The following is a 25,670-nucleotide window of genomic DNA, read 5'->3' on the forward strand; positions in this document are numbered from 1 at the left end:
GTCTTTAATCTAACAAGTCATTCGAGTTGATAAACGCAGACAGTTTATTCGCGATATCAGTGTGCTCAGCCTCAGTCGGATGCCAAATACACCCCTCTAATGGCGATGAAAAAGTGTGCGAATACAACTTATCAATCCCCTGCTCTTCAAGCTTGGCTTTTGCCTCTAATGTCGCAGGAATGATGAAGTCATAGGGATAAGCGGGTCTTGGCATAAATATAATGGGTGCGTTCGGATAGCGATAACGTACCTTATTGACGAACTCGACCATGGTAGAGATCCAGTCGGCTTTGACTTCCTCAATAGTTGCCCACGGTTCATGAGGCTGGGGATCTGTACTGAAATCGTTCGTGCCCACCTCAATTACAACCAAATCAGGATGTGTATCTTCATAAGCCTTATTATCACCAAATACCGCAGAGGCTTTGTCTAGATAAGTACGTAGGTCATGGTGTGGGTCGTTACCGCTCCAATTGCGAATTAAGCCCAACCCTGAGTATGATACTTGTGTGAAGCTGGCTTCAAGCATGGATGCAGTCAAATAAGGAAAAGCCACTCTGGCATTGCTGCTATCAACTATCTCCTGCCAAGTACACTGGCGTTTTGTGGATTCACTGCCAAAACCAGCACTGATAGAGTCTCCGACAAATAAAATATGCGGTTGCTGCTGCCAAATTCCCTCTAAACGGCCATCCGTTGAAAAGCTGAGTATTTTGGTATTGTTACCATAATTTTCCCAGCGTTTGACGATTTCAATCTCGACCTTGTTGGCTTCTTGCTGCGTAAAAACAACATGCTCTTCAAAATTGCCATTTGCATTGGTCACAATTTTTTTATGTAGCTGACCATCCACCAATACATCAAACTGGTCGCCATAACCTGCTAATGTCACCTTCAGTGATTTGCCGACTAACTTGGTTTTGAGTTGCGTGCCCGGCCAGTTAAACTCAACCTGACCTTTACTATAATGCTTGCTTACTCGCCCTTCATAAACAATGGCATGGTGCGTCGCTTGATAGCTTTTTGCAAACGCGGTGCTAGACAGCAGCGCGCTGCTACAACTGAGAAAAGCCACCAACAGTGATAACTTAATAGATATTAACCTTAACATGTGTCATTCCTTAATTTAGTTTGTATCCGAGACTGTATTTCAACACTACATATCAACATGCAATGCACACAGTGCCCGCCAAATTAGTCACGCATTAAGTACCACCCTCAAATACAGCCTATTTCATTTGAAAAAAACTCATACAGCAAACATCTGTTCACAATTCGACCTAGTCACTATTGTATGCACAAGTGCAATAATCTTAAAATACAATCATTCTCATTTTAGAAGACACAGATCTGTGAACAACCGTATTTTAGTCGTAGAAGACGACATTACTCTCAACCAGCAAGTTTGCGCCCTACTTAATAACCGAGGATATCAGGTCGACTGTCTTCATGATGGAGAACAAGGACTTAGCCAAGCACTCGCGGTGGATTACGACCTCATTATCTTAGATATTCGCTTGCCGAGCATGGAAGGCTATGAAATTTTGGCCCAGTTAAGAAAAATTAAACACACGCCTGTCTTGATTTTATCCGCCTGTGGTGCTGAGCAAGAGCGTATAAAAGGCTTAAGCCTAGGAGCGGATGATTATTTATCTAAGCCCTTTAACCTTGATGAGCTAGTATTGCGTATTGAAGCGATTTTACGACGTGTTCATGCTAGCCACACACAAGCACAAACGCCCTTTGAAATTACGTTGTCTGACCTACATTTAGACAGACAAAAACAGCTTGCTGCGTATAACACAGAGCCCCTAGACATCACCACTATTCAATTTAAATTGTTATGGCAGTTAGCACACAACCATAAAGAGACACTCAGTAAAGCATTTTTATATCAAAGCGTGCTTGAACGTCAGTTCAGCCGATATGACCGCAGTTTAGATATGCACTTAAGCCGCTTGCGTAAAAAGCTCGTTGCAGTTGGGCTCAGCCCAGAGTCTATCACCACAGTGCATGGCAAAGGGTATCGTTTGCATGTTCAACCTTAGAGCTTCTTACTTTTTACGCCTGTGTGCGTTGGTTATTGCAGGATCTTTATTGCTCTTTGCCGTGATTGATTACTTGGTCAACCACACTGAATTTAGAATGAGCCAAATTAAAGTCGAGCATCAGCAAGAACTTATCGCACTGGGCAAGCAAGCTGAGCAATTGTATTTGTCAGGTGACATGGCTGCACTCAGTACCTATGTAAAAAGCATAGAGCGAGACCATGATACTTGGGCGGCGGTAGTACAGCGCGAACTGACGCCACTGGCAGGCACACAGCTTCAGCAGTACTACCTAGACGAGTTTACCCTTGGTCGTGACGTAAGATGGAAAATCCACTTATACTTTGCCCGTAACCCTGTCATGGACATTCCATTTGCTGATGACAAAACCCACTTTTTGATCCAGTTACCCAGTCATATGCGCCCAGGTAATTATTGGCAAATTGCCTATATTTTACTGCAATTTTGCGTGCCATTTTTAGTTTTAACGGGCATTTGCTGGTTGCTATATCGCGCCATTATGAAGCCACTCAAGCAACTTGAGCAAAGTACCCGCGCTTTTGCCGATGGAGACTTAGATAGCCGTATTGGCGACAAAATCTCTAGTCGCGATGCCGAATTTAAGCAAATTGCAGCCACTTTTGACAAAATGGCCAACTGCACCGCCAACACTATTCGCGCACAAAGGCAGTTTATTGCGGATTTTTCTCATGAAATTCGCACGCCCATAGCCCGAATTGAAACCGCGCTGGAATGCCATAAATCAGGATTAGATCAACAAGATATGCTCAGTCGCGTGACCAAAAACACCCATACCATGCGAGAACTTGCGGAGAACACCTTAACACTCACTTGGCTCGAAAATGAACGCTTCTGCCCACATACAGATACAGAAAACACCCCTTTTGATTTGGTCGACTTAATTGACTGTATTGCTGAAGAGGTGAAGTTCGAAGCCCCTCATTTACTAATTAACCTCGACTTACCTGACTCCAAAACACTCAATAGTGATGCCAGAGTGCTTGGTCAAGTCATTGAAAATGTATTAAGAAATGCCAGCCGCTTCGCCAAGAGCAGCATTTTAGTGACCCTCGAAAGCACCACCATTCAAATCATTGATGATGGACCTGGCGTGTCAGACGGTGAACTGACAGATATTTTCAAACCCTTCTATCGTAGCCACGGCTATTCACATACGCAGCCCGATAGCGATTCTTTCGGTTTGGGGCTTGCGCTTTGCAAACGCCAAATGGAGCGGCTCAATGGGCAGATATACGCGCAAAACAATTCAGATTCAGGGCTGTGTATCGTCATAGCGCTTTAACGCTGGTTTTTTAGTCCCAATTACATGCCAATTGTCACTGTAAATGTAACAGTTGTAAAAGTGCTTTGTTTTGGGACAGAACCATGAATAATACACGCGTATTGATAACTATTTTCATTTAAGATAAAGGAACACACCAATGCAGTTTGGTTTTTCTCGCACATCTATCGCCCTTGCTGTCGCTGCAGCAACTTTCGCGTCTCCCGCTACTTTGGCAGACAATCAACAGCAAAAGATTGAAATCATCGAAGTTCATGGAAAAGTCTCTGACGCCGATATGATCATTGACCAAACTGATCTAACCCAGTTACAAGCCAACGACTTATCTGACATTTTTAGATCTTTACCACAAGTGTCTGTAGGTGGATCAAACCCAATCGCACAGAAAATTTACGTGCGTGGTCTTGAAGACACCATGCTTAATGTCAGTATTGATGGCGCATTACAAGCTGGCTACTTATTTCACCACCAAGGTCGTTTATCTATTGAGCCTGAGCTTTTAAAACAAGTTGATGTTGTCGCTGGTGCGGGTGATGCAACTTCGGGTTCGGGTGCACTTGGTGGCGCATTGAGATTTAAAACAAAAAGTGCTTCAGACTTACTTGCCCCAGACGAACAGTTTGGCGCATTGTTCAAGCTGGGCTATTACGGCAATAGCGAGGGCTTTAAAGCAAGCTCGACACTATATGGCCGTGTAACTGATGACATTGATGCACTTGTGTCACTTATCAAACGCGACACTGAAAACATGGAAGACGGTAATGGCGACGAGATCCCTTACTCACAATCAGAGCAAGAAGTCGGGTTTGCAAAAATCAGTGGTGACTTGACCAGTACACAATCGTTTAGCTTAAGCCATGACGTGCGCCATGATGATGGCACGCGTTTACTTCGTGCTCACTGGCACCCAAGCCGTAAGAACTTTGCATTACCACAAGAAAGTGAGCGTACTACAAGTACATTAAACTACTTCTATGCGCCACAAGATGACCTCATTGATATCGCTTTTTCTGCATATCAAACGAAGAACTCTATCACGCATGCTCATCCTGAAGGTGAAAATAGAGCCGGTGTTGTTGTCCAAAATACCTATTTTGCAGAGTATGACTCACAAGGATTTGATCTAAAAAATACGGCGCTATTTGAAACGCACAAAATTGTTGCAGGCTTCGACTACAGAAGTGATGAGGCAATTTTGGAAGATGTCGGTTCTAACTATGAGCTATCAGGGGTAGAAGAAGGCAAAGTATTGGGTTTATATATCCAAGATTACTTCCAAGTGACGGATCAATTCCAGATCAGTACGGGTGTCAGATACGACAAATATGAACTAACCGATGATAATGGGTTTGACTTTGACTCAAGCGGCTTTAGTCCTAACCTGAACCTAACTTATGAGCTAACGCCTGAATTATCAGTAAACACTGGATATGCTAAGGCTGTTCGTGGTCAAAAAGTAAAAGAGTTATTTGTACTTGGCTACTATGACAACGATGAAAACCTACGTAAAGAAGTGGCTGAAAACATCGAAGTGGGCTTCAAATATCTGGGTGACAACCTTGTTGTCCAAGCTGATGTCTTTATGTCGACCATTGATGACGCTGTATCTACTGCAAAAAACATCGAAAGCCAACCTGCAAACTTCTTAAGCAATGTCGGTGATTTAGAAAACAGAGGCTTAAACATCAATGCGCGTTACAGCTTTGACCGTGTGTCTGTCTCTTTAGCGTTCAACAGCAGCCGCCCAGAGTGGAAAACGCACGTTAATCCGGCACTGGCTGGCTCCGCTATTTCGGATCAAGATTGGTCAATCGGTACCTCTGTCGGTGATACACTGACGTTAGGTGCAGATTACTCACTGACAGATTCACTTGAACTGGCTTGGCAAGCGCGCTTAGTTCAGCGACTGGATGATTCAGGTACCTATGTTTGGGATAACACAGAGCTGCCTGAAAAAGTAGGGTACGGTGTACATGATTTAAAAGCGACTTGGTACATCACGAATGACGAAAACGTAAAGCTTGATATCGCCGTTAAGAACGTCTTTGATAAGTTCTACTACGACCACGCAACTTACGCAGCCATCGGCCCAATTGACACAGGTGTTGCAGAGCCTGGCCGTGATATTCGTGCCACCATCACATGGCAACTATAATAAAATTCTAGTCAGCTGAACAAAGAGGCCCACAAGGCCTCTTTTTTCTTGCTAGGCGATTCTAAACAGATTAAACCAGTCCAAGTTGAGAAAGCTTACTCTCGACCTGCTTATATCTCAAAGCGCTACAACTACCAAAACCAGACCTCTGCCTAAACTTATTGGCTGTCGACATCGGCGTTGTCATACCTGTTAAAAAACGCACCAGTACTGCCGCTGTCGCTTCAATGCCAGCTTGGTTGAGATAATTTTTTAACCCATTGATGTCATCTCTTAATTGCTGATCATCTGGGAAAAGCGGCTCTTGACTAAATTGCAGTGAAGCTGAACTACCACGACACACACTACAGTGCCCACAGCTTTGTGGCACTTGCTGATCGTCAAAATATCTGGCGAGGTTATTAGACAAGCAGTTTTGCAACTCAAAAAAGCGCAGCATGGCTGCAATGCGCTTTACTTCCCCAAGCTCCTTATCAGAAAAATAATCACTTAACTTGTTAGCCAGATCTGGGGCGTTCAAAGCAGTCTCATCCACTTGGTAGACTTGCATCATACGCTTAGATTCAAGCAAGATCATGCCCTGCTCATGCAAATAATCCAGTGCTGCAACCACGCGGCCGCGCTCTAGTCCTTGATTGACCAAAGCGGCCATATCAACTGTTCCCCACACTTTTTTAAAGTCGGTATTTGAAACTATCTGCTGAATAAACGCTTGGCGATTTGCGTCAAAGGAGTTCAGCACTTTGTTTTCTGTGTGCAGCCATTTAAAACGAAAATCAGCATAAAATGCATATTTTGCTTCGAGCACACCAAACAACTCTAGTTGTACGAGCGCCGTTTTTAGCGCAAGCAGGCGAATGTTTGTCGCCTTAGACACACTCAGCTCTTGCATTTCCCAAAGCCCTTGCGACATTGACGTGCGAATTTCATCAAGTAGTGATTCAATATTGCCAAGCTCAGGCGTGTCTGCATACACAAAGTTCTCAAGGGTTGAAACCCCGTCTAAATTTGCCAGTGTGATGCAGGTTGAGGGCTGTCCATCTCGCCCTGCACGACCAATTTCTTGGCTGTAGTTTTCAATAGACTTAGGTAAATCATAATGAATAACAAAGCGAATATCTGATTTATCAATCCCCATACCAAACGCGATAGTGGCCACGATGATACGCTTTTCATTGTGCATAAATTGCTGTTGGATCTGCTGCCTTACGTCATCTTTTAATCCTGCATGGTAGGCAACTGCGTCTTGCCCTGCTGCTTGTAGCTGTTTTGCAACTTCTTCAGCCGTTTGCTGCAATGTGACATAAATTATACCGCTGTCCTGTGTCTGGCTTAAAAACGATAAAATCGTCGGCAGCTTCTCACTCTCGGTGCAGGCCTGAATACTCAAATCTAAATTGGCGCGATAAAACCCGGTTTGCACAATATGCTGCTCATCTATAGCGAATCGATGTGCCATATCTCGTTTTACTTTTTTTGTTGCGGTTGCCGTTAATAGCAGAACCAAAGGGATATTTAGCTCATTGCGAATTTGCGGTAACTTCAAATAATCGGGTCTAAAGTTATGACCCCACTCTGAAATACAGTGCGCCTCATCGACCACCAGCATAGAAATGGGCACTTGCTTTATAAAGCCACGAAAGCGCTCATTTTTAAAACGCTCAACAGAAACCATCAAAATTTTGATGTGGCCATCTCTCACACCCTGCATCACACTTTGTGATTGCTCATAAGTTTGCGTCGAGTCTAAACTTGCAGCTGGGATCCCCTTTTTATTTAAAAACTCAATTTGATCTTGCATCAAAGCAAGCAGTGGAGAAACCACTAACGTGAGATTGGGCAAATGTAATGCTGTTAGCTGATAGCACAAGGATTTGCCCGAACCCGTTGGAAATATTGCCAAGCTAGACTGGCCACCAATTAATTGCTCAATGGTTTGTGCTTGCCCAGCCCTAAAAGCACTAAATCCAAAATACTGTTCTAGCGTCTGGTGTATATCTGCTTGATGCATAAAGTGTCTCGTTGTGATGTGTGAGCATAAGGGTTGGCCATCTTATTTAGCCAAAACAGCAGATCAAATGCTAATTCACGCCCATGAAAATTATGTACTGTATGATACCAGCTATTGGGGCACCTTTGCTTCACATATGACGAGTTTCATTTATTTTGCACTACGTGCAGACAATGAGTGTTATCTATCGCTTTCTATTTGAACAACACTGCTCCAATCGCCTATTATTTTGTGCGCAAAACATCCAAACACGCATTATTAAAGCCCATGTTTTTATAAGGAGTATTTAATGGCACACGTGCGCCAAGCAACCATCACTGACGCTGATAAGATTAATGAACTCTCACGCTTTTTAGGCTACTCAAGTACAACCTCTGACGAAGCTCAGCAGCGGCTGAAATATTTACTTGAATCAACCAATGATGATGTCTGGGTATGTGAGGTAAGTGGAAATATTGCTGGGTGGCTTCACGGCTTTAAAGCGCACCGACTAGCCTCTAATATGTTTTATGAAATAGGCGGTTTAGTCGTTGACCCAAAAATCAGGAAACAAGGGGTGGGTAAACTACTTGTTGAGCAAGCTTATCAATATGCTCAACAACTTAATGTGGAGCTTAGAGTTAGGTGTAACAACAAGCGTGTTGAAACACATGAATTTTATAACAGACTTGGCTTTACCCAAGCAAAACAGCAGAGTGTATTTAGCAAGCGTTAATACCTTGTTTGACCTAATAAATGTTCGTGTAATGCAATGAAAGATACATTTTTATCAATGCACATTAAACTGACGGTATGAAAAGCACAGGGAGCCAATGAAATGTCTTTGCCAAATCAACAACCTCGATACCAATCAACCACAAGTAAATTAAGAAAACTTGCGATACCTTCCAGCTTTTTACTGCTTTTTGGCTGTAATACGACCAGTTTAAAGAGCGAGTCAAACGCACTTGAATCTGCAAAAAATGACTGTATTGGTACGATAGAGCAGCATGCAGGGCTTGCGCTCCTACCAGATGAAAAGCTCCCGTCAGGTGTGGTTATGCCGCAGCAACAAGGTGGCTTATGCAAAGGGCAAGTGTTCGTTACTACCCAAGAGATCACCATATGGCGAGCATGGAATAGTGAATACAATGGTTCTAAACTTGGAAAGTGGTGGACCTTCGACAAACCTCGAGGCTCTATCTCTCAATATCGACGAGACAATGTGATCTGTCCGAGTTACTCCCCTTTAGATATGCTCGTCAGTTGTAAAGTAAAAGTAGGTACGCAGGTCGTCGTTGGCCCCGGGCAAAGTGCAAAATGCAGTGATTATTTCAGCTACCCTGCATCAAAAACAAATCAGATATATTTAGCCGATGCTGAAAATACAACATTAGTTTGCCAATCTTATGATGGCCGATTTTCTTGGCGAGAAGCGCCGCAAAAAGTGGTCAAATCCGCGGATTCTCTATAGCAGATACACAACAAGGTTAGGTTAACTTTTACCAGATAAAATCGGCGACTTCACAGCAGGCACGACTACTAAAGTCTCTGATTTTATTAATAACTGCAAAAAGTTGTGCCTTGTAAAACTAGAGTAAAGCTCAAAGCTTTTAAATATATAGCAGTTTCCACAAATGTAATTGACAGCGGTGTCATTTAATGGCAAATTTAGACTGGACAATTATTAAACAACCAAAAGGAATTACAAATGAAAAAGTTAGCAACTGTAAGTGCAGCACTCCTCATGTCATTCATGGCAGCACCTAGCTTTGATGCACAAGCAGCAGAGCAGTACACTCAATGTACATATAAAAAAGTTGCAGGTGCACCTTGGGCGGGAGAGTATCGCTACACACAACTTTCAGGCCATACAACTTGTCCTGCAAATTTAGCTGTCACTATTGGCTACTATAAGCTTATCAGCCAAAGACACATCAACTAATTGCGATATACATAGTATTGAGGGCGTAACATGCATGGAGATGCCCTCTTGTATGTATGCTCTGAAAGGTACTTTAAATAATCCATCTGAGGCTTTAATGATGGTCAACTAAGCCCCCACATAGCGCTAACATCCTAAAACACAAATTTTTTTCGAGCCAACACAACCCTTACAATACTGCCCGTATTTTAATTCGGTGCAGCGTAAGCGGACTTTTACATTACAAACAAGTCATCGTATGACCGCTTCAAAAAAGGGACACTATTGATGATTTAAAATTGTGATTTACACTTATACCTGTAGATATTTTATTTTTTTTGAAGGTATTTCTATTCTTAAGTTAAAAGAGCGCTTTGGTGCACTGACTAAAGCACAACCAATTCTGATCAATCGATATCCAACATACGCTGCTTATTTACTTATTGTGACGGCTGCGTTTTTACTTTATTACCCAGTGCGTTACGCTATCAGCAATAGTTATGGCTTAGCTGTTGCTGTGGTAATTGTGATTGCTGCGCTCCTGTTTACAGCTGTACGACTATTCCAAGGACGCCTTAGCGTATTAAAATGCATTGTTTTGAGTGCGGTCTTGGCAAGTACACTGATTTATTTTTCCTTTCAATCTCCCATTATTGCCGTGATTTGGTTGCCTGCTTTTCTCGTTGGCGTATTTATGGTCTTTCCGTTTAAAATGGCTTGCTTTACAAATAGTAGCTGCTGGGCTGTTATTACATATTTGACCTTCATGAATTTACATATAGAGATAGCACTAAGGTCAGCAATGTCTTCCGGTCTTGTCATGTTATTAACAGCAGTTATCGTGAGAACGTATAATGAAGCCATTCAAGCAGCTGAAAATGTTGCAACGAAAGATCCATTAACCGGCGCACTCAATCGACGAACGCTTATAGAGAATATTGAGCTTGAATCAGAACGAGTAACAAGATATGGCCAAACCTGCTCTATCATCATGATAGATTTAGATAACTTTAAGACCTTGAATGACAAATTAGGCCATGGGATCGGGGATGAAATGTTAGTCAACTTCGTGAAATTGGTTCAACAATATACCCGTAAGAATGACAAGCTATTTAGGCTAGGAGGAGATGAGTTCATGTTACTCATACCCGGTATGGACGCGCGTACTGCCGAAACTTTTATTGCCCGCATCCAAAACTTAGTTCCATCTCAACTCTCTGTAGACAGTGTTGCACTCGGTATGAGCTTTGGCGTATGCGAAGTTACAGCAGACACCGCGATTGAGCAATTGCTTGAACTTGCAGATCAAGCCCTATATCAAAATAAAGCGCAAAGAAAAGAGCAAAATAATCCAATATGAAACCATATGAAATTCATGCTTTTATTTTATACTTAAACTAAATTTTTAGGCTCAGCTACCTTTTAATAAAACTTTTCATTTACTTTTTTAAATCAAGTTAATAACATAAATTGGCAATTATGTTTAAATAAGGAAAATAATAATGAAAGTGAAACTAATAAAGAAAAATCTAAAAAACCTAAATAAAAGCAATGAATTAAATCACAACGCAACACCACAAGTTGGTGGAGGTGCTGAGCCGTCAATTTACCCAGTTTGTCGTCCTACAAACCCAGTTATCTGCTGGACTGGCAGACGCGGCTGTGTAACTAGATAATAAGGTGATTTGACTGCTGATTTTCAAGCAGCCACCCCATAAAATACCATCTGTGCACATTTTAATGATCGCTACATGATGGTATTTTATTGAAGCGCTTGATATATAAAATGCATTTTCCTGCATTTTTTATGAGGCCCGATTTAAACTATTTAAAAATTTTAGCCGATGGATTTTTTTCATTAAGTTAAAAGTCCATGTAGCTGTGTTCACACTAAATCGAACTTATTGTAAATAGTATTTTAAGGAGAAAATATGAAACTTAAAAAGAAACAAATTAAGTTATTAAACAAAGACCAAAAAACACTGGCAGCAAAACAAACTCAGTACGTTGCAGGCGCATACAATAGCAGGCGCTGTTACACAGAGTTAGTGATGTGTGGCACCACAACCTGTCCATCACAGCATCCTGAATGTGAAACTTTACTTTGTAATACGTATTGGTGCTAAGACCTGTTTTAAACGCGCTTTCAAACGATTGCGTGTTTAACCTCATTCTTAAATTCTTCAACTTTAATACTTTCCAATTCCCTTATCGGCTTAATGTGATAATATCATCCTACTTTCAAAGGATTGCAATGTAGCTAATTATGCTGCTCTAAGCTCAAGGCCATAGCTATAATATGGTCATATTATGAACTCTCTTTGGGAAGTATATTATTGTACCGATTCATCGCTTGCCTGTTGTGTACTATAACTGCTTTTTCTGCAGCTACGCATAATGCCTCTCCACATAACGCGATAAACGAGCTAACTGTAGAGCAATCCCAACCAGTAAAGTGGCAAGACATCGCGAATATAGTCTTACCACAAGGAAAGCCCGTATTAAAAAAATCGACTCAAAAAGATTTAGACAAAAGTATACAAGTAAGTTGGGAAAACTCAGAACATTATACACCTCAACCCATTGAGATATTAACATCGAAAATAATAGAAGCAGCTTTTACGCCTACTAGTAATAACCGCACTCCTCCACTTTGGACACAAGTAAAACCAGCTCAATTTGAGCTAAATACATTATCAGATATCAGGCACTTTTCTACCCGACAAGGCCTACCCACTGGTGCCATTTATACAACTGTTCAAGATCAAACTGGCGCCCTATGGCTCGCCACCAATGGAGAGGGGCTATGCCAATATATTGGTGATCACTTTAGATGCTTTAACGATAGTCACGGCCTAAACAATAACCGAGTTTGGGATATCGCTAAAACCAGCTCCAATAAATTAGTACTTGCTACCGATAAAGGCCTAAATATTTTTGATGGGCACCATTTCCAAGCACTTGAAATTGATAAAAAACCCTTACTAAGTAAAGTGAATAACGTTGAGGTTATCAATGAAAGCATCTTTTTCTCAACGCAAACCGCCTTGTATCAATATGACAATCACACGCTAAAAACACTAAGTAATGATGTCAAAACTGAGCAGTTCTTTGATTTAAGTGTTGATGGCGACTCACTCTGGATTGCATCAAGCTCAGGCGTACTTAAGTTCGAACAAGGTGAATTATCGCAATATCAGTTTGATAGTCAGTGCCAAGGTAGTGCCAATACAGTAACAAGTACAAAGCAGCACATTTACTTTGCGCTTAATAGCGGCCAGGTTTGCCGAGCAAATAAATCAACACGCAGTGTTGCGGTCTTGTCTGGAATACACACGCCAAACGTCACAGCGCTTATGTTCGACAGTGAGCGTGAGACATTGTGGATAGGTGACGATAGTTGGGGGGTATTCAAACTAAGGAACAATCAAGCTTATAACTACAATAAACAAAATGGCCTTAGCGATAAACATATACGCGGTATAACGAAAGATGCTCAGGGCCATATTTGGGTATCTACCTATGGTGGTGGCATCAATAGACTCCGCGAGGCGGGATTCAAGTTGCTCTCAAAACGCAACGGCTTACTCAATGAGCGAGTCAGTGCTTTGGCAAATATCGATAAGCAGTTATGGCTCGGCCAATATGGCACTGGGGTACAAATACTCGAACATGATGAGTGGTTAACGCCTGTCGCCACTCTGTTCAATCGCTACATCCATAGTATTGCAAAAGATGACCAAGACCGTGTTTGGCTGGGCAGCCGCCAAGGCATAATTGTCTTAACCCTTGATAGCAGTACCCATATTTGGCATGACCAAGGCTTAACTGCGGATATTGTGCATCAAATAATTTCTGCTTCTGATGGCTGTATGTATATAGCAACACAAAACGGTCTGTACCGTAGCTGTGACGGGAAGTTGCAATTTCTAAAACTGACCCAATCTGAATATGTAATAGATGTTTTTATTGATAGTATTCAACGTGTATGGTTTGTAACTAATGGCGGTGGCACCTATTTTTTAGAAAATGATATGGTGTATAAATTCACAGAAGCCGGTGGCTTTCCCAGCAACTGGGCATACAGTATCGAACAAGATGACAACCAAATTATCTATCTAGGCACAAGATCTGGTGTACTTGCCCTCAAAGAGGATAATAGCCGTTGGTTTGGGCGTCATATCAGCAAGCAAGAAGGCCTCAGTAGCAATATTGTACTGGGTTTAAAGTACCATCAAGACGCACTTTGGATTGGTACAGAGCGGGGCAATAATCGGCTTAAAACCACCCAACTTTTTAAATCTGATGCCCCATTAGAGTTGGATGCTTTTGTCTATGACAATGGCTACATTGCCGTCGATGCAACCTTGAATACAGCAGCACTGCGTGAAAATACATTCTATTGGGGCTCTGGTAGCGGGCTTACATACTTTGACCCAAATAAATTAGACATAACCCCAAATTTAAAAAGTACATTACTCGAAGTGGCATCATTAGACATAGATGGCAACCACTCCTACCCGTCAATAAGTCAAACACAAGCGAGCAACTTAGCGTTTTCTTCAGACACTTTGCAAATCACCTTTAAGTTTAGTCACAATGACTGGACATCCCCTGAGCGAGTTATGTATCAGACTCGCTTGCGCGGCAGTAGTGAAATATGGAGTGAACCGACAAGTTTAAGCGAAATTACATACAACCATCTTTCTCCCGGAAATTATGAATTTCAAGTGAGAGCCACAACGCGAAGTCAGCATGGCCAACCTGTTAGCTACTCGTTCACATTGCTCGCGCCCTGGTGGCAAACATGGCCAGCCTATTCAATCATGTTAATTACAGCCCTGCTTTGCATGTACCAAGTAATGAAGTGGCGGTTTAACATTTTAGCTACTCAGCAAAGAGTAAAAGACAGAGCCGAGTTTTCTGAAGCACTACTGGCAAGAAAAAAACAGCTCTTAGCTGAAGTTTCCCATGAGATCCGCACCCCATTAAGCGTGTTAAAAATGTCCATCGAAGGACTGGAATATAACCTGTTAGAAGACACTGAAAAGACCTATGAACTGCTGCATAGACGCATAGGAGACATCAATAAACTCGTTGCAGATATTGATCAATTAGCAATGACTGAGCTAGAGGAGCGCCCACTAAATAGAGCTTATCATCCAGTAAAGCCTTGGTTAGTTTCATGGTGCAATGATGCAAAAGACCGGGTAAATCAGCGTCCAGATTCTCAATTTCAGTATGATATTAGGTTATCTGACCAATTATTCATGCACGCCGATTTAGATAGGCTGACACAAGTACTCTCCAATATCTTATCAAACAGCTTAAGATACAGTGCTGCACCGGCAACTATTCAGCTACGAGCCTACTTAAAATCAGGTCAATTAAACATTTCAATCAGAGACAGTGCACCCGGCGTTTCTGATTCCGAGCTTAAAGATATTTTTAAGCGTATGTATCAAAGCGAACAAAATAAGACATTATACAAAGGCGGCACAGGACTCGGTCTTGCTATATGCCAAGACTTAATCACGCGCCATGGCGGTATTATCAACGCCAGTCATAGTGAAATAGGTGGCGTTAGGATCAAGATAACCTTACCTATTTTGGAAGTGTAACCATACTTCCACAAGTATGAGCTCCCAAAACCAAGAAGAAGTTTCAACTACCGAAACAATTGGATCTGGGTGAGTAACACACTTGCAGGCCTTGATAGACTAACTACAACAGCTAAATGGCCACAAATCTCTTGAGTTTCTAAAGTCTATACAAGACAATGGATGTAATTGATAATTATTATCAATTACAGGCCTTTAAAAGGAGATAAATGGGTATGAAGATAAAATTTAGTTTAACCAGTAAGGTGTCTTACCCTCTGGTTTTTGTGTGTGTTAGCAGTGTATCAACTCAATTAATGGCTGCACAAACTGCTCCTCAACTCAGTGCAGAAGAGCGCGCTTGCATGTCACTGCGCTTCGACGATTTCTCGAAACTTGAAAGCGGCGAAGCTGCAACCAATGTGATCGAGTCAAGCTTTGTGAAAGGGTATCAAATGAATGCCACTGAGTCTGAGTGGGCCTACAAACACAGCAGACTTATGGGCGCACCAATTCCTAGATCTCAGACACAACTACCAGATCATTGCTTAGTAAAAGGATACGTATCGCCCACAATTCGATTTGAACTTCGCTTGCCGGCAAGAGCTCTGTGGAACCAAAAATATCTACTCAACGCCTGTATGGGGTTTTGTGGCGATGTTAGCCCCTACCCGCCAATGGCAGGTATAGTAAGACACTACGCAACCATGAGCCATGATGGCGGCCATACCGCATATGGCTTTGACGGTAAATGGGCCAGAAACAACCAGCAATTGAAAATAGACTTTGCTTATCGCGCCAACCATGTGGTCGCTGTTGCAGCAAAAGCCATCATGGAAAAGTTTTATCATACACAGCCACAATATTCGTTCATAACTGGCTGCTCAAAAGGCGGGCACGCCGGTGTCATGGCAGCTAAGCGCTACCCCAATGATTTTGATGGTGTAATAGCACGAGGCCCAACAGTAAACTATACCGATGTAAACTTGGTTAACTGCATGGATAATGCCCGAGCTGTTTTAAATGACAGAGATGAGCCAATTTTGTCATCACAAGAAATTCCTATGATAGCCAGCGCAGTTATGAGCGCATGTGATCACAAGGACGGATTAGTAGATGGTGTGATCAGTGACCCAAGACTTTGTGATTTTGACCCACAAACTCTAGCCTGTGAGGCAGGCCAAGTAAGCAATTGTTTGTCAAATCAGCAAGTCGAAGCGGTTAAAGCCTTATATGCCCCATCTAAAAATGCACAAGGTGAGGTAATTTATGGCGGTTTACCTTACGGCTCAGAGCCTGAATGGGTAGGTTGGGTCACCCCACTGCTCACTCAACTTCAACCATTTGCCTATTATGCCGCAACTGAGTATTTAAAGTATCTCGCATATCCAGAAGCCCTTGATATCGATTACCACTGGCGAGATTTTTCATATCAAGATGAGAAAGAAAACCTGCAAGAAATTAGCAAACTAATAGATGCTGATGACCCAGATTTACGACAGTTCAAAAACAGTGGCGGTAAAATGATTGTGCTTCACGGTTGGTCTGATGCGGCAATTCCGGCACATGCGACGATAGATTGGTATGAGAATGTGGAGTCATTTATGCATAGTCACAATCTGGAAGTTAGAGACTTTGCTCGACTATTTTTACTGCCAGGTGTGATCCACTGTGGCATAGATGGACCGGGCAACTCCACCTATGACGCCATAAGTGCACTTGAAGCTTGGGTGATAGGCGGTGTCGCTCCTGACTCTTTACTCACGCAAAAAGAAAATGATCAAGGCGAGGTCATCAAAGAACAACCTGCTTACCCCTATCCAATGCAAGCTGTTTATAACGGTAAGGGTGACCCAACAAAAGCAACTAGCTTTCATGCAGGGTTTATAAAATAATCAATATACCAAAATAGCGATGCTTAAATATCGCTATTTTCTATGAATAAAATTATAACCAACAACGCCTTCTTTTATAAATCAACCTGGTCATTAATTTAAATCTTATCAATAACCTTTAATTCATAACCTACATATCGATACAAACATTGTAACAACAAAATCCACACTATTAAAAATACTGTTACTAATTTATATTACCACCTTTACCACACTATAGAATGGATAAGGATCGTCAACCTCATGAATATTATAATTTGGTAAATTTTTAATTTATAAAACAAAAAATCAAGAGTATGATTAAACTACTCAATCATTTAGCTTTACGCTTTACTCAAACCATTAATTTTAAATGGTTTTTATTAAGTTAATGGGTAGGACATCAAAGGTATAAAGGAACAAATATGAATAAGTTAGCCATTTCAATAAGTGCTTTATTAGTGAGCAATTTAGCAATTGCTCAAGAGCAAGTGCTTGCTGGTGAATATACACTAACAAAAGACTCATTCTTAGACGGAACAGTAGATTCTAACTTAGTACAAGAGATCACTATCACTGGTGATGAGAAACATTTTTTTTCTGAAACCGCAACCAAGTTTTTATCTGGTTCCACGGTGCAAAATGGCAATGTGATTAACTTCAAAATGTCTGATAAAACACCTTCTAAAACAGAGTACTTTCTAGGCCAAGTAGATGTGCAAGGACACTACAGTGGCACTTGGTTTGCTTCTAACGGAGAAAAAGGTGATTGGACAATGGCACCAGTACTGCCTACAGCTGCCACAAGCTGTAACGATATTCTCAACGCAGGGTTAAGCCGCGGAGATGATGTATATCAACTGCAAGATGGTATGGGCAACACCGTAAGTATGTATTGTGATATGACTACTGACGGAGGCGGTTGGACGCTTGTAGGAAGCTACCCAAAAAACGAACCCGGTGGAAAAAGTTCAATAGCACAATACGGCGATATACCTGAAACAAACCCAAATAATGTCACAAAGCTGTGGATGTACAAAGGTGACTTAGGCGCATTTACAGATGTTAGAGAGCAAATTAGTTGCTCTGGTGATAATTGTGCAGGCGGCTACAGTGTATATGGGCTTAATTTTACAACGCCAGAGCTAGACTTAGTCAGGTATACGTGGGGCTATAATGAACGAGTTGAATATATGCCAATGCGTACTGACAACCCAGCATGTTTGAAAAGCTTAGAGCCTGGCTCTGAACTTGTTTCTGGCTGTGTATTCTCAAACTATCTTTCTATGACAAGTACGCATACTATTGTCGGTTGGCAGGGTGACGTTCACGCAAGTTATTGCTGGGTTGCTAGGGGCTCACATGAGTCTGGTAGAACTGGCTCTGGTCAATGTAATGGCAAAGAACCTAACGGAACACAATGGGCTCTTCTTTGGATGAGATAAACCAAAGTGTTTGAGTCCACCAGAAGCAACGACAAACCAGTGATTGTTGCTTCTGACTTTTTCTGTTATTAAGGTATTAATAAGATATAAGTAGCTTAAAAAACGAATGATGCTTTTTGGATCTGAATTAATAAGTCCATATACTCTTAAAAGCATTTTAAAATTGAGGGTTTTAGGTTAATTACCGTGTATTAGCATCAGTAAAACCTACATAACATAATTATCTTTATGCTAAAAAATGGCAATTAGATATGCGATCCCAAAAGATAGTTAACAGGTTGCCCCAAATAAATTCACCTCCCCCTCTAAATTTTTCACAAACCAGACCGTTTAATTGCAACTTTCACATTAAAAAACTAACTTTCATACTTAAAAAATTAAATTAATTTAATAATAAATACCACATCCAAGCATAAAAACAGCATTGACAACCTCAAAAAATGTGGATAGTTTTAATGATGAAAATAATTAAAAGGATATATTATGAATATTAAAATAAAGAAAAAAGCGCTTAAAACTCTAACTAAAAAACAATCTTTAGCGCTAGAAGCAACGCCTAAAATTGCTGCTGCAGGTACACATAGAACGGCGAATGTATGCTGGCTTTCAATGCATGACGACAAAGTACAATGTGCTTAATAAATAAAGTATCGTTTAGAAAAAGCATCTAATCGTCAATTAAAGCTTGATACTCATAACTAAACACTAAAAATCAATATCAAGCGAAAGTTAAAAGGATAATTTATGAATATTAAAATCAAGAAAAAAGCGCTTAAAACACTAAGTAAAAATCAATCTTTAGCGTTAGAAGCAACGCCTAAAGTTGCTGCCGCAGGTACACATAGAACGGCGAATGTATGCTGGCTTTCAATGCATGATGATAAAGTACAGTGTGCATAAGATCTTACAAATAGGGCCGCTATATGCGGCCTTATTAATTTATTACCCCTAGATTCAGTGCATATCAAATTAATGTTTTAAGAGAAAAAGTTATTCATTTAGCTCAAAGCTGCATATTCAGATAATTAACCAGTAAACATAACGATTAATTTCAATGTCTTCTTAAAAGACAACAGTGCCCCCCTTTAGACCTTACCATTGCGTATGGGCTCATATTGAATGTACAATTAGCATTGCCAGAGCTAACCCCTGCTAATTTTGTTATAATTCCTATTCGTTTTGCCCTAAGATCCCTCTATGTTTGATATCCAACTAAATAGCTTTGTTCGCCGAGTCAATCATGCAAGTGAACTAAAAGACATCATTAAAGCTACCGGTGCGCAACTTAATCGAAAAGGCCGCTCAAGAAACTGGCGGCTACAGGGAAATTGGTCTCAATGTGAGTTAATCATTCAAGGCATACAACAGCAGGACGAGCCTAGCTGGCACTGGGTACTTGAGGCATTAAACAAATTGAAACCCAAACCAAGTATTGCTGATTTAGTAGCTGAAATAAATGCAAATCCTAATATAACGCTACAGCAATTAATTATAAAAACAGATTGCTCCCTTATAGAAGCTAGAAAAGCGTTCGACCTAGTGGCTTGGGAGTAACTATCACTCAATAAACCATCTTCCAAACTAAGTGTCCTTGAAGTAAGCTACCTAATTATTAAACTAAAGCGCTTTACGATTATTTTGCCAATAAGCCATATATAGCGGAGTCAGATACAATACCATCTATTTCCCAGCGCTGCTTTAACAGCCCTTCTTGTTCAAAGCCGAGTCTTTCCAATGCTTTTCCAGATGCAGTATTGTCAGGGTCAATTTCAGCCTCTAGCCTACGTAACTGCAAATCATTAAATGCATATTCAACCAAGGCAGACGAAGCTTCAAAAACAATCCCTTTGCCCCAAGACTCGCGCTTTATGCCAAAACCAAGCTCTGCACGCCTTGACTCTTTATCATAGTTAAACAGCATTACCTTACCCAGAAGTTGCTTTGTTTCTTTGCAGTAAATACCCAAAGTAAGAGCTGACGAATTTCGCATAGCATCTAAACTTGTAGAGATAAACTCACGGGCTTGCTCAATTGAATTCCAAGGCGGTGTATTCCAGTATTTCATGACTTCAGGATCTGAAAAAATCTCTAATAAGCCGGCTGCGTCTTTGTCATCTAAATTTTTTAACTCTAATCGCTCAGTTTTAATGTGCGTATTCAGCATATAACTCTCTATCCTTCGCTTGTATGAAGCTAGTATCTGCATTAGCAGGTGGTCTCGCTTCAATAAATTAAACAAGCTGATTATAAACAATCATATTAAAATTAAATATAAAAGAGATAAAATCCCTTAAAGCACATGAGTAAAAAAATCATTAACACTGAAATATAAAAACCAACCATTAATAAAAAGCCTATTAATAAGCAACAGCAATATCACATCACATTTAAACTTCGATTTTTAACCGAAGTTATAACTTCTCAGATCTAAACTGATAATAACTCTGTAAAGCTAAAGGCACTGAGGTATATGGGTTTTCAACATGTCCAGCTCCCTCACTATAACTGTGCTTGGTGTAGAAGTTTGCTGGCCCATATGAATCTATGGCTTTGAGTAAGCCCTTAAACGAGCCTGTAATAATATCATTCTCAGCACCGCCTAAACTTAGATACAAAAATAACGGGTCACCCTCTACGTTTTTCAGCCCCTTTTGAAACTCTCGAACAACCACTGAATCGTCATACCAAGCTGCTGGGCTAAACGCAAAATAGCCGGAAAACAGTTCAGGCTTGGTAATGAGCGTATATAAAACAAAGCTACCACCAGCAGAAAAACCAGTTAGGACTCGGTTCTCACTCACCTTATAGTTGGCCTCAACATAAGGTAACACCTCTGTTTCAATGAAAGATAAAAACAAGTCAGCTCTACCAAATATTTCAGGTGAATTTTCATTAGGGGGCCTTGCTTCAATTGCCACATCTTTTCTAGCAAATGGAGGGACTAGATCTCTGTTGCGTGAGTCTGTCCAAAATAAATTTGGAATTGCCACGACAATAGAGTCTTCGACTTTACCTGCTTGGGCTAACTGGATGAGAGATTCGTCCCACCGAGATAAATTGAAATTCCCATCAGATTTTATAATTACTGGATACGTTTTATTTTCGTCATAGCTTTTTGGTAATCTAATAAAAATTTTTCTTTGTTCTGATAGCACCTCAGAATAAAGACTATGATCTATAAAATCAGATGTATACTCTTGCGTATAGCGCTGATAGACCATGAAAGCCAACATAACGACTAATACTAGCAAACTTACCAGAAGCAGCTTATTTCTAAATACTGTCAAAATTTATCCTTTTTATCTCTCTTGTTGGAGATTTAGAAAACCTTAGTTGCGCAACGTATAGGCCTACCAGCCTTAATTGTTTGGCTTTGTTGGAAAGTTAGCTTCATATTATTCTAGGCGCAAATGTGTAAACCAAAACCTAAGACCGAATAAGCAGTCTATAAGCCTTGCTTCTGCTGATAATGATATAACCCAGTAAGCGCATTAAACATCCCAGCAGCCATTGTAAAGTCATGAGAATCGTCATTAAACTCATCTTGCCTCAAATACAGATCTAGATTCCGATTTCTAAGAATTGTTTGTGATAATTCGTCATAAACTTCACGCATTTCGCCACCTTCGCTGCCGATATTCATGTAGAGGTAATTTTTAATTGGCTGTTTAGAAGTTACGTATTTTTGCGTCGCCTTAGCTGTTTCTCGAGCTCCCCACCAAACCGCTGGACTAAAGGCTAAATGACTTTGAAAAAGCTTTGGCCGGGACTGAAAACTATGGATAACTAATAAACCAGCGATTGAGTGACCAGCTAAAATATTAAAGTTATTTGTACGATAAGTTTTATTAACCTGTGGAATGAGTTCCTTTTCAATGAAGTCTAAAAATTTATCACCGCCTCCACCCGCTCCCACAGGGCCTCGCGGGTCTCTATTAACCGTGGGTGCGAAATCTGTAATACGATCATGGCTAGTCAAACCGACAATAATATGCTCATTTGTCCCATTGGATAGATGCAACCTATGGAGCATTCCGTTAACTAACTCACCATTGAGCTCGCCATCAAGTACGTACAATACTGGATAGGTTTTTGTTGTATTGGCTTCATAAGATGAAGGGAGTGTGACGGTAATTTTTGGAAGCTCAGTTAAGTATTGCGATTTAGGAAGTGCTACTCCTTTAAAACTAGATGCATCAGCAATCGCCGAAATAAAACAAAAAAACAGTGTCAAAATTATAATTTTCAAAATATAAAATTCCTTTTGAAGATATAGTGAATGTCAGTTTTTTCTCGACCAACTAAAAAGCACTATAGTCATAGCAATAATTACTTGAAAAAATATAATAAAAACCAAAAAAACTCAAGAGCGCACCAAAAACCATATTAATAAATTAATGTCAAAGGCTCGAAGGAATTAATTATCAAACAATAATATTTATATAAAATACCACCAATATCAAGCAACGACCAAGCCAAGAAGGGAAAATAAATAAAACCAATCATTAAAACAGCTTATAGACAAGCTAATATAAAACCAATTAAAAACCGCTTCAAGGTTTATATTGCCAAAAAATAAAGGGGCTAAAAAATTAATTAAAATTCGAAAACACATATAAAAAAAGTAAATCATCAAGGATTGTTACATGTTAAAACAAAGGGCGTTATGATCGTCAACAACGCCATCTGAAGCTTTATATCTCTAAAAATTATAGTGCGTATGAGCAGCCTACAAAGGGAAACAGCCATGTAACGAAGCACGGCTCAGCATATAGTAAGCTATTCAACCAACTCCCTTTCATAAATAGCAATCATTTGCTCCGAGCCACCGGTTGAATCAGTAGGGATTACCATTTGCTTAAAACGCCACCCACCAATTGCCTCTTCATTTAACGCTTGGTCTACATTTGAAATACCTTTTTTAAACCAACCATGATTAAATTTAATTGATACTGTTTTATATTCGTAATTCTTCATTTTTGTCGTCTCCTTATAGTCCAGATCATGAATATCTACTTCTAGCGCAGACGCCAACGATTTTTTAGACTGCAAAGATATAGTCGCTTCCTTTTCTATTCGCTGAATAGTTCTCAAATTTAAGCCTGCAGCAATCGCCAGCTCTTCTTGAGACCAAGACTTTTGATGCCTTAGCTCAATTATCAAATCTGCATTTATTTTCATTAGATACTTATAACCTGAGTGTTTGATACAAGGTAAAACATAAATTAATTTCGTCCCTTCTATTAACGAAATTTATACGACACCATCGTGAAGACTATACGACAGTTTTACAAAGCTGAGATAGTTTTGCGTTACATCTTTTCAGTTATAACAATCGTCTAATTTTGGCCGTTAAGTAACTTTATAAAATAAAACCTATAATTTTATCTATACTTAACAAGCAATTGCTAAATCTTCAACCTTTCATGCACTCTTAGGTTTAATTTACTTAAACCATACAAGCCAGTCTGGCAATGTAATTATCCCCAAATTCAACTAGTCAGTTTCATCACTACAAATAATATCGAAGTAATATTGATTGAATGCTTGAGGTTCAACATTAATTGCGATGGTTTGTTTTGGCCTAGTCGCCCACTCATCAATGGGAAAAATTCTATCTGAGCTTTTAAACAAGGTATGACCTTTTGCAGGCCCGTCAGTAATAACTCGTATACGCCCCTGTTTAGTCGTAAATATTTGAGGTGCTACCAAGTACATGATTGCAGAAGAGTCATGAACATAAAACCCATCTAAACCAAGGTCATCATTGTAAAACTTTGCATAAAAACGTGTGATGTCATATATGAATTGACCATACTGTGCACTGTCTACTCTCAACTTCTCTAAATACGCATTTGACATCAAAGTTTGTTGCGTGACATCTAATCCTATGAGCGTGACTGGCCAGTCAGCATTGATCACAATATCTGCAGCTAGCGGATCGCCATACACATTCGCTTCTGCGAATGGTGTCAAATTTCCGGTATGACCATTGTGTCCAAATGCACCGCCCATAATGATGACTTCTTTCACTAACTTGCCAATTTCAGGCGCTTTTTCAATTGCCATCGCCAAGTTTGTTAGACGACCTACCGCAACTAACGTGATCTCTCCCGGTTGATTTTTAATTGTTTCAATAAGGTAGTCATGTGCAATAAGCGGTGATATCTGCGTGTTTATAATTTTAGGTATTTCGATATTGCCCAGCCCATTCTCACCATGTACGAGAGTGGCGGGCTCTGTTTTCACTTGATCTAGTGGGATGTTAACCCCCTTAGCGACTTCAGCAGACATACCGAACTGTTGTTTTAAATAAAGCGCATTTCGTGTGGTATTTTCTATGCTTGCATTACCAAAAGTAGTCGTAATACCAACCAATTCAATATCCGAACAAGCGTGTGCCAAAAGCAGTGCCATCGCGTCATCAATGCCCGGATCTGTATCAAATATTATTTTTTTCATTTCACCCCTTATAATTTGGAACGATACAAAATAATAATACATCACCAGTAAACATTTAACTAACATTTGATCGCTTTTAAACCGAAAGACAGTTCGGATTGTGCTTTTATTGCAACTTAAGCACTAGTCAATTCGCGCTAATATGCCCCTAGTAAGTAATTAGCTACCGAAGCCAAGCTTTGAAGCCTAACCATGCTCGATGAGTTGATCTTAGATTTGAATATTATTGGAAGATGAGGCAATTGAAGAGTCTTTAACGTTAATGATGCCAAAAAAGACACAATGCTGGCTGTGGGTTGCAAGCAGCTTAACCTCCTCCTGATAACATTACTGAATGTGTCTATTTGCTCTGTAGGTGTGCACAATCCTCCCCTCATTTCAAATTGTGCATTCACAATACTACTTTAGTGCAAGGTACTAATTTATATAAACTTATTAGATAAAATCTGAGGATTTTGTATGACTTTACAAAGCATTTTAAGGTGAAATGTGCAAATACTGTGAAAGTTGCAGTTGATGCTTTGCGGTTATGACGGTTTTAAGCTAAGTTCCTTTGACAGGCTTAAAATAGCAAACCTTTTGAAAGAAAGGGACGCAAAGCTTCCGGTCTAAGGTGAAAACTAAGATAGCGGGGTTGCTGAATGCCAATGCTTAAAATGGTGACAATGTGCATACTGTTGTTTTGTATGCGCATTGCGTAGCCTATCGGTATTCACGTCTTTGACATGTGATGTCATACCTCCAACACTTGGTCTTTCCTCATACCCGATTTTTGCATCAGCTATTGCCGCCTGTAAGTTCTGGTCGAATGCCTGTTCAATGAAGAACAGCAGGGAAATAACATGTCA

At 40.4% G+C, this 25,670-nt stretch carries 22 protein-coding genes and 1 riboswitch; of the genes, 15 read left to right on the top strand and 7 right to left on the bottom strand.

Annotation, left to right across the window (positions count from 1 at the left end; translation table 11 throughout):
- Nucleotides 1–4: 4 nt before the first annotated feature.
- Nucleotides 5–1,111 (bottom strand): SGNH/GDSL hydrolase family protein, encoded by a 1,107-nt coding sequence (locus AC2CZC_RS25225; RefSeq protein ID WP_211035384.1) that lies wholly within the window; start codon nt 1,109–1,111, stop codon nt 5–7.
- Nucleotides 1,112–1,352: 241 nt separating this feature from the next.
- On the opposite strand from AC2CZC_RS25225, the gene AC2CZC_RS25230 reads away from it, so the two are divergent.
- The 3 genes from AC2CZC_RS25230 (at nt 1,353) to AC2CZC_RS25240 (ending at nt 5,527) form a co-directional block, all read left to right on the top strand.
- Entirely contained in the window at nt 1,353–2,048 is a 696-nt protein-coding gene (locus AC2CZC_RS25230) for a response regulator transcription factor (RefSeq protein ID WP_484585107.1), read from the top strand.
- Nucleotides 2,035–3,372, top strand: coding sequence for a HAMP domain-containing sensor histidine kinase (locus AC2CZC_RS25235; RefSeq protein ID WP_484585108.1), 1,338 nt, complete (start codon nt 2,035–2,037; stop codon nt 3,370–3,372). The genes AC2CZC_RS25230 and AC2CZC_RS25235 overlap by 14 nt, the downstream gene beginning before the upstream one ends.
- Nucleotides 3,373–3,511: 139 nt before the next feature.
- Nucleotides 3,512–5,527 carry a TonB-dependent receptor domain-containing protein gene (locus AC2CZC_RS25240; protein ID WP_484585109.1) on the top strand — a complete coding sequence of 672 codons (2,016 nt, stop codon included), beginning with the start codon at nt 3,512–3,514 and terminating at the stop codon, nt 5,525–5,527.
- A gap of 70 nt (nt 5,528–5,597) precedes the next feature.
- Here the strand turns inward: AC2CZC_RS25240 and AC2CZC_RS25245 are convergent, their stop codons facing one another.
- Entirely contained in the window at nt 5,598–7,538 is a 1,941-nt protein-coding gene (locus AC2CZC_RS25245; protein WP_484585110.1) for a RecQ family ATP-dependent DNA helicase, read from the bottom strand.
- Nucleotides 7,539–7,827: 289 nt separating this feature from the next.
- On the opposite strand from AC2CZC_RS25245, the gene AC2CZC_RS25250 reads away from it, so the two are divergent.
- From AC2CZC_RS25250 to AC2CZC_RS25305, 12 genes are all read left to right on the top strand, one after another.
- Nucleotides 7,828–8,253, top strand: a complete 426-nt coding sequence (locus tag AC2CZC_RS25250; RefSeq protein ID WP_484585111.1) for a GNAT family N-acetyltransferase — start codon at nt 7,828–7,830, stop codon at nt 8,251–8,253.
- Between the two features lie 102 nt (nt 8,254–8,355).
- Complete coding sequence (locus AC2CZC_RS25255) at nt 8,356–8,991, top strand: hypothetical protein (RefSeq protein WP_484585112.1); 636 nt, start codon at nt 8,356–8,358, stop codon at nt 8,989–8,991.
- A 237-nt stretch (nt 8,992–9,228) separates the two neighbouring features.
- Entirely contained in the window at nt 9,229–9,462 is a 234-nt protein-coding gene (locus tag AC2CZC_RS25260) for a hypothetical protein (RefSeq protein ID WP_484585113.1), read from the top strand.
- Between the two features lie 280 nt (nt 9,463–9,742).
- Nucleotides 9,743–10,801, top strand: coding sequence for a GGDEF domain-containing protein (locus AC2CZC_RS25265; RefSeq protein ID WP_484585114.1), 1,059 nt, complete (start codon nt 9,743–9,745; stop codon nt 10,799–10,801).
- A gap of 142 nt (nt 10,802–10,943) precedes the next feature.
- Nucleotides 10,944–11,117: a hypothetical protein gene (locus AC2CZC_RS25270; RefSeq protein ID WP_155731804.1), complete on the top strand. Its 174-nt coding sequence runs from the start codon at nt 10,944–10,946 to the stop codon at nt 11,115–11,117.
- Nucleotides 11,118–11,372: 255 nt separating this feature from the next.
- Nucleotides 11,373–11,567, top strand: a complete 195-nt coding sequence (locus AC2CZC_RS25275; protein WP_063360488.1) for a hypothetical protein — start codon at nt 11,373–11,375, stop codon at nt 11,565–11,567.
- Nucleotides 11,568–11,762: 195 nt separating this feature from the next.
- Complete coding sequence (locus AC2CZC_RS25280) at nt 11,763–15,062, top strand: sensor histidine kinase (RefSeq protein ID WP_484585115.1); 3,300 nt, start codon at nt 11,763–11,765, stop codon at nt 15,060–15,062.
- 215 nt (nt 15,063–15,277) lie between these two features.
- Nucleotides 15,278–16,936 carry a tannase/feruloyl esterase family alpha/beta hydrolase gene (locus AC2CZC_RS25285; RefSeq protein ID WP_484585116.1) on the top strand — a complete coding sequence of 553 codons (1,659 nt, stop codon included), beginning with the start codon at nt 15,278–15,280 and terminating at the stop codon, nt 16,934–16,936.
- Nucleotides 16,937–17,340: 404 nt separating this feature from the next.
- On the top strand, nt 17,341–18,360 hold the full coding sequence (locus tag AC2CZC_RS25290; protein WP_484585117.1) for a fibrinogen-like YCDxxxxGGGW domain-containing protein: 1,020 nt from the start codon (nt 17,341–17,343) through the stop codon (nt 18,358–18,360).
- Nucleotides 18,361–18,843: 483 nt separating this feature from the next.
- Complete coding sequence (locus tag AC2CZC_RS25295; RefSeq protein ID WP_155731803.1) at nt 18,844–18,999, top strand: hypothetical protein; 156 nt, start codon at nt 18,844–18,846, stop codon at nt 18,997–18,999.
- Nucleotides 19,000–19,104: 105 nt separating this feature from the next.
- Complete coding sequence (locus AC2CZC_RS25300) at nt 19,105–19,260, top strand: hypothetical protein (protein WP_484585118.1); 156 nt, start codon at nt 19,105–19,107, stop codon at nt 19,258–19,260.
- A gap of 297 nt (nt 19,261–19,557) precedes the next feature.
- On the top strand, nt 19,558–19,914 hold the full coding sequence (locus tag AC2CZC_RS25305) for a ribosome recycling factor family protein (protein WP_484585119.1): 357 nt from the start codon (nt 19,558–19,560) through the stop codon (nt 19,912–19,914).
- Nucleotides 19,915–19,993: 79 nt separating this feature from the next.
- Here the strand turns inward: AC2CZC_RS25305 and AC2CZC_RS25310 are convergent, their stop codons facing one another.
- From AC2CZC_RS25310 to AC2CZC_RS25330, 5 genes are all read right to left on the bottom strand, one after another.
- A complete protein-coding gene (locus tag AC2CZC_RS25310; RefSeq protein WP_484585120.1) occupies nt 19,994–20,524 on the bottom strand; it encodes a GNAT family N-acetyltransferase in 531 nt (176 codons plus the stop codon).
- Nucleotides 20,525–20,771: 247 nt separating this feature from the next.
- Nucleotides 20,772–21,593 carry an alpha/beta hydrolase gene (locus AC2CZC_RS25315; RefSeq protein WP_484585777.1) on the bottom strand — a complete coding sequence of 274 codons (822 nt, stop codon included), beginning with the start codon at nt 21,591–21,593 and terminating at the stop codon, nt 20,772–20,774.
- 212 nt (nt 21,594–21,805) lie between these two features.
- Nucleotides 21,806–22,609, bottom strand: coding sequence for an alpha/beta hydrolase (locus AC2CZC_RS25320; RefSeq protein ID WP_484585121.1), 804 nt, complete (start codon nt 22,607–22,609; stop codon nt 21,806–21,808).
- Nucleotides 22,610–23,139: 530 nt separating this feature from the next.
- Nucleotides 23,140–23,541 (bottom strand): DUF4177 domain-containing protein, encoded by a 402-nt coding sequence (locus tag AC2CZC_RS25325; RefSeq protein ID WP_484585122.1) that lies wholly within the window; start codon nt 23,539–23,541, stop codon nt 23,140–23,142.
- Between the two features lie 315 nt (nt 23,542–23,856).
- A complete protein-coding gene (locus AC2CZC_RS25330) occupies nt 23,857–24,822 on the bottom strand; it encodes a nucleoside hydrolase (RefSeq protein ID WP_484585123.1) in 966 nt (321 codons plus the stop codon).
- A 559-nt stretch (nt 24,823–25,381) separates the two neighbouring features.
- Nucleotides 25,382–25,464, top strand: a riboswitch (cyclic di-GMP riboswitch).
- The last annotated feature ends 206 nt before the right edge of the window (nt 25,465–25,670 follow it).

The sequence above is a fragment of the Pseudoalteromonas sp. MMG033 genome (assembly GCF_057197785.1).

Excerpts from the sequence above, each read along its gene's own strand:
- AC2CZC_RS25225 (WP_211035384.1), bottom strand. The coding sequence starts at position 1,111 with ATGTTAAGGTTAATATCTATTAAGTTATCACTGTTGGTGGCTTTTCTC.
- AC2CZC_RS25235 (WP_484585108.1), top strand. The coding sequence starts at position 2,035 with ATGTTCAACCTTAGAGCTTCTTACTTTTTACGCCTGTGTGCGTTGGTT.
- AC2CZC_RS25240 (WP_484585109.1), top strand. The coding sequence starts at position 3,512 with ATGCAGTTTGGTTTTTCTCGCACATCTATCGCCCTTGCTGTCGCTGCA.
- AC2CZC_RS25245 (WP_484585110.1), bottom strand. The coding sequence starts at position 7,538 with ATGCATCAAGCAGATATACACCAGACGCTAGAACAGTATTTTGGATTT.
- AC2CZC_RS25250 (WP_484585111.1), top strand. The coding sequence starts at position 7,828 with ATGGCACACGTGCGCCAAGCAACCATCACTGACGCTGATAAGATTAAT.
- AC2CZC_RS25255 (WP_484585112.1), top strand. The coding sequence starts at position 8,356 with ATGTCTTTGCCAAATCAACAACCTCGATACCAATCAACCACAAGTAAA.
- AC2CZC_RS25260 (WP_484585113.1), top strand. The coding sequence starts at position 9,229 with ATGAAAAAGTTAGCAACTGTAAGTGCAGCACTCCTCATGTCATTCATG.
- AC2CZC_RS25270 (WP_155731804.1), top strand. The coding sequence starts at position 10,944 with ATGAAAGTGAAACTAATAAAGAAAAATCTAAAAAACCTAAATAAAAGC.
- AC2CZC_RS25275 (WP_063360488.1), top strand. The coding sequence starts at position 11,373 with ATGAAACTTAAAAAGAAACAAATTAAGTTATTAAACAAAGACCAAAAA.
- AC2CZC_RS25285 (WP_484585116.1), top strand. The coding sequence starts at position 15,278 with ATGAAGATAAAATTTAGTTTAACCAGTAAGGTGTCTTACCCTCTGGTT.
- AC2CZC_RS25290 (WP_484585117.1), top strand. The coding sequence starts at position 17,341 with ATGAATAAGTTAGCCATTTCAATAAGTGCTTTATTAGTGAGCAATTTA.
- AC2CZC_RS25295 (WP_155731803.1), top strand. The coding sequence starts at position 18,844 with ATGAATATTAAAATAAAGAAAAAAGCGCTTAAAACTCTAACTAAAAAA.
- AC2CZC_RS25300 (WP_484585118.1), top strand. The coding sequence starts at position 19,105 with ATGAATATTAAAATCAAGAAAAAAGCGCTTAAAACACTAAGTAAAAAT.
- AC2CZC_RS25305 (WP_484585119.1), top strand. The coding sequence starts at position 19,558 with ATGTTTGATATCCAACTAAATAGCTTTGTTCGCCGAGTCAATCATGCA.
- AC2CZC_RS25310 (WP_484585120.1), bottom strand. The coding sequence starts at position 20,524 with ATGCTGAATACGCACATTAAAACTGAGCGATTAGAGTTAAAAAATTTA.
- AC2CZC_RS25315 (WP_484585777.1), bottom strand. The coding sequence starts at position 21,593 with ATGTTGGCTTTCATGGTCTATCAGCGCTATACGCAAGAGTATACATCT.
- AC2CZC_RS25325 (WP_484585122.1), bottom strand. The coding sequence starts at position 23,541 with ATGAAAATAAATGCAGATTTGATAATTGAGCTAAGGCATCAAAAGTCT.
- AC2CZC_RS25330 (WP_484585123.1), bottom strand. The coding sequence starts at position 24,822 with ATGAAAAAAATAATATTTGATACAGATCCGGGCATTGATGACGCGATG.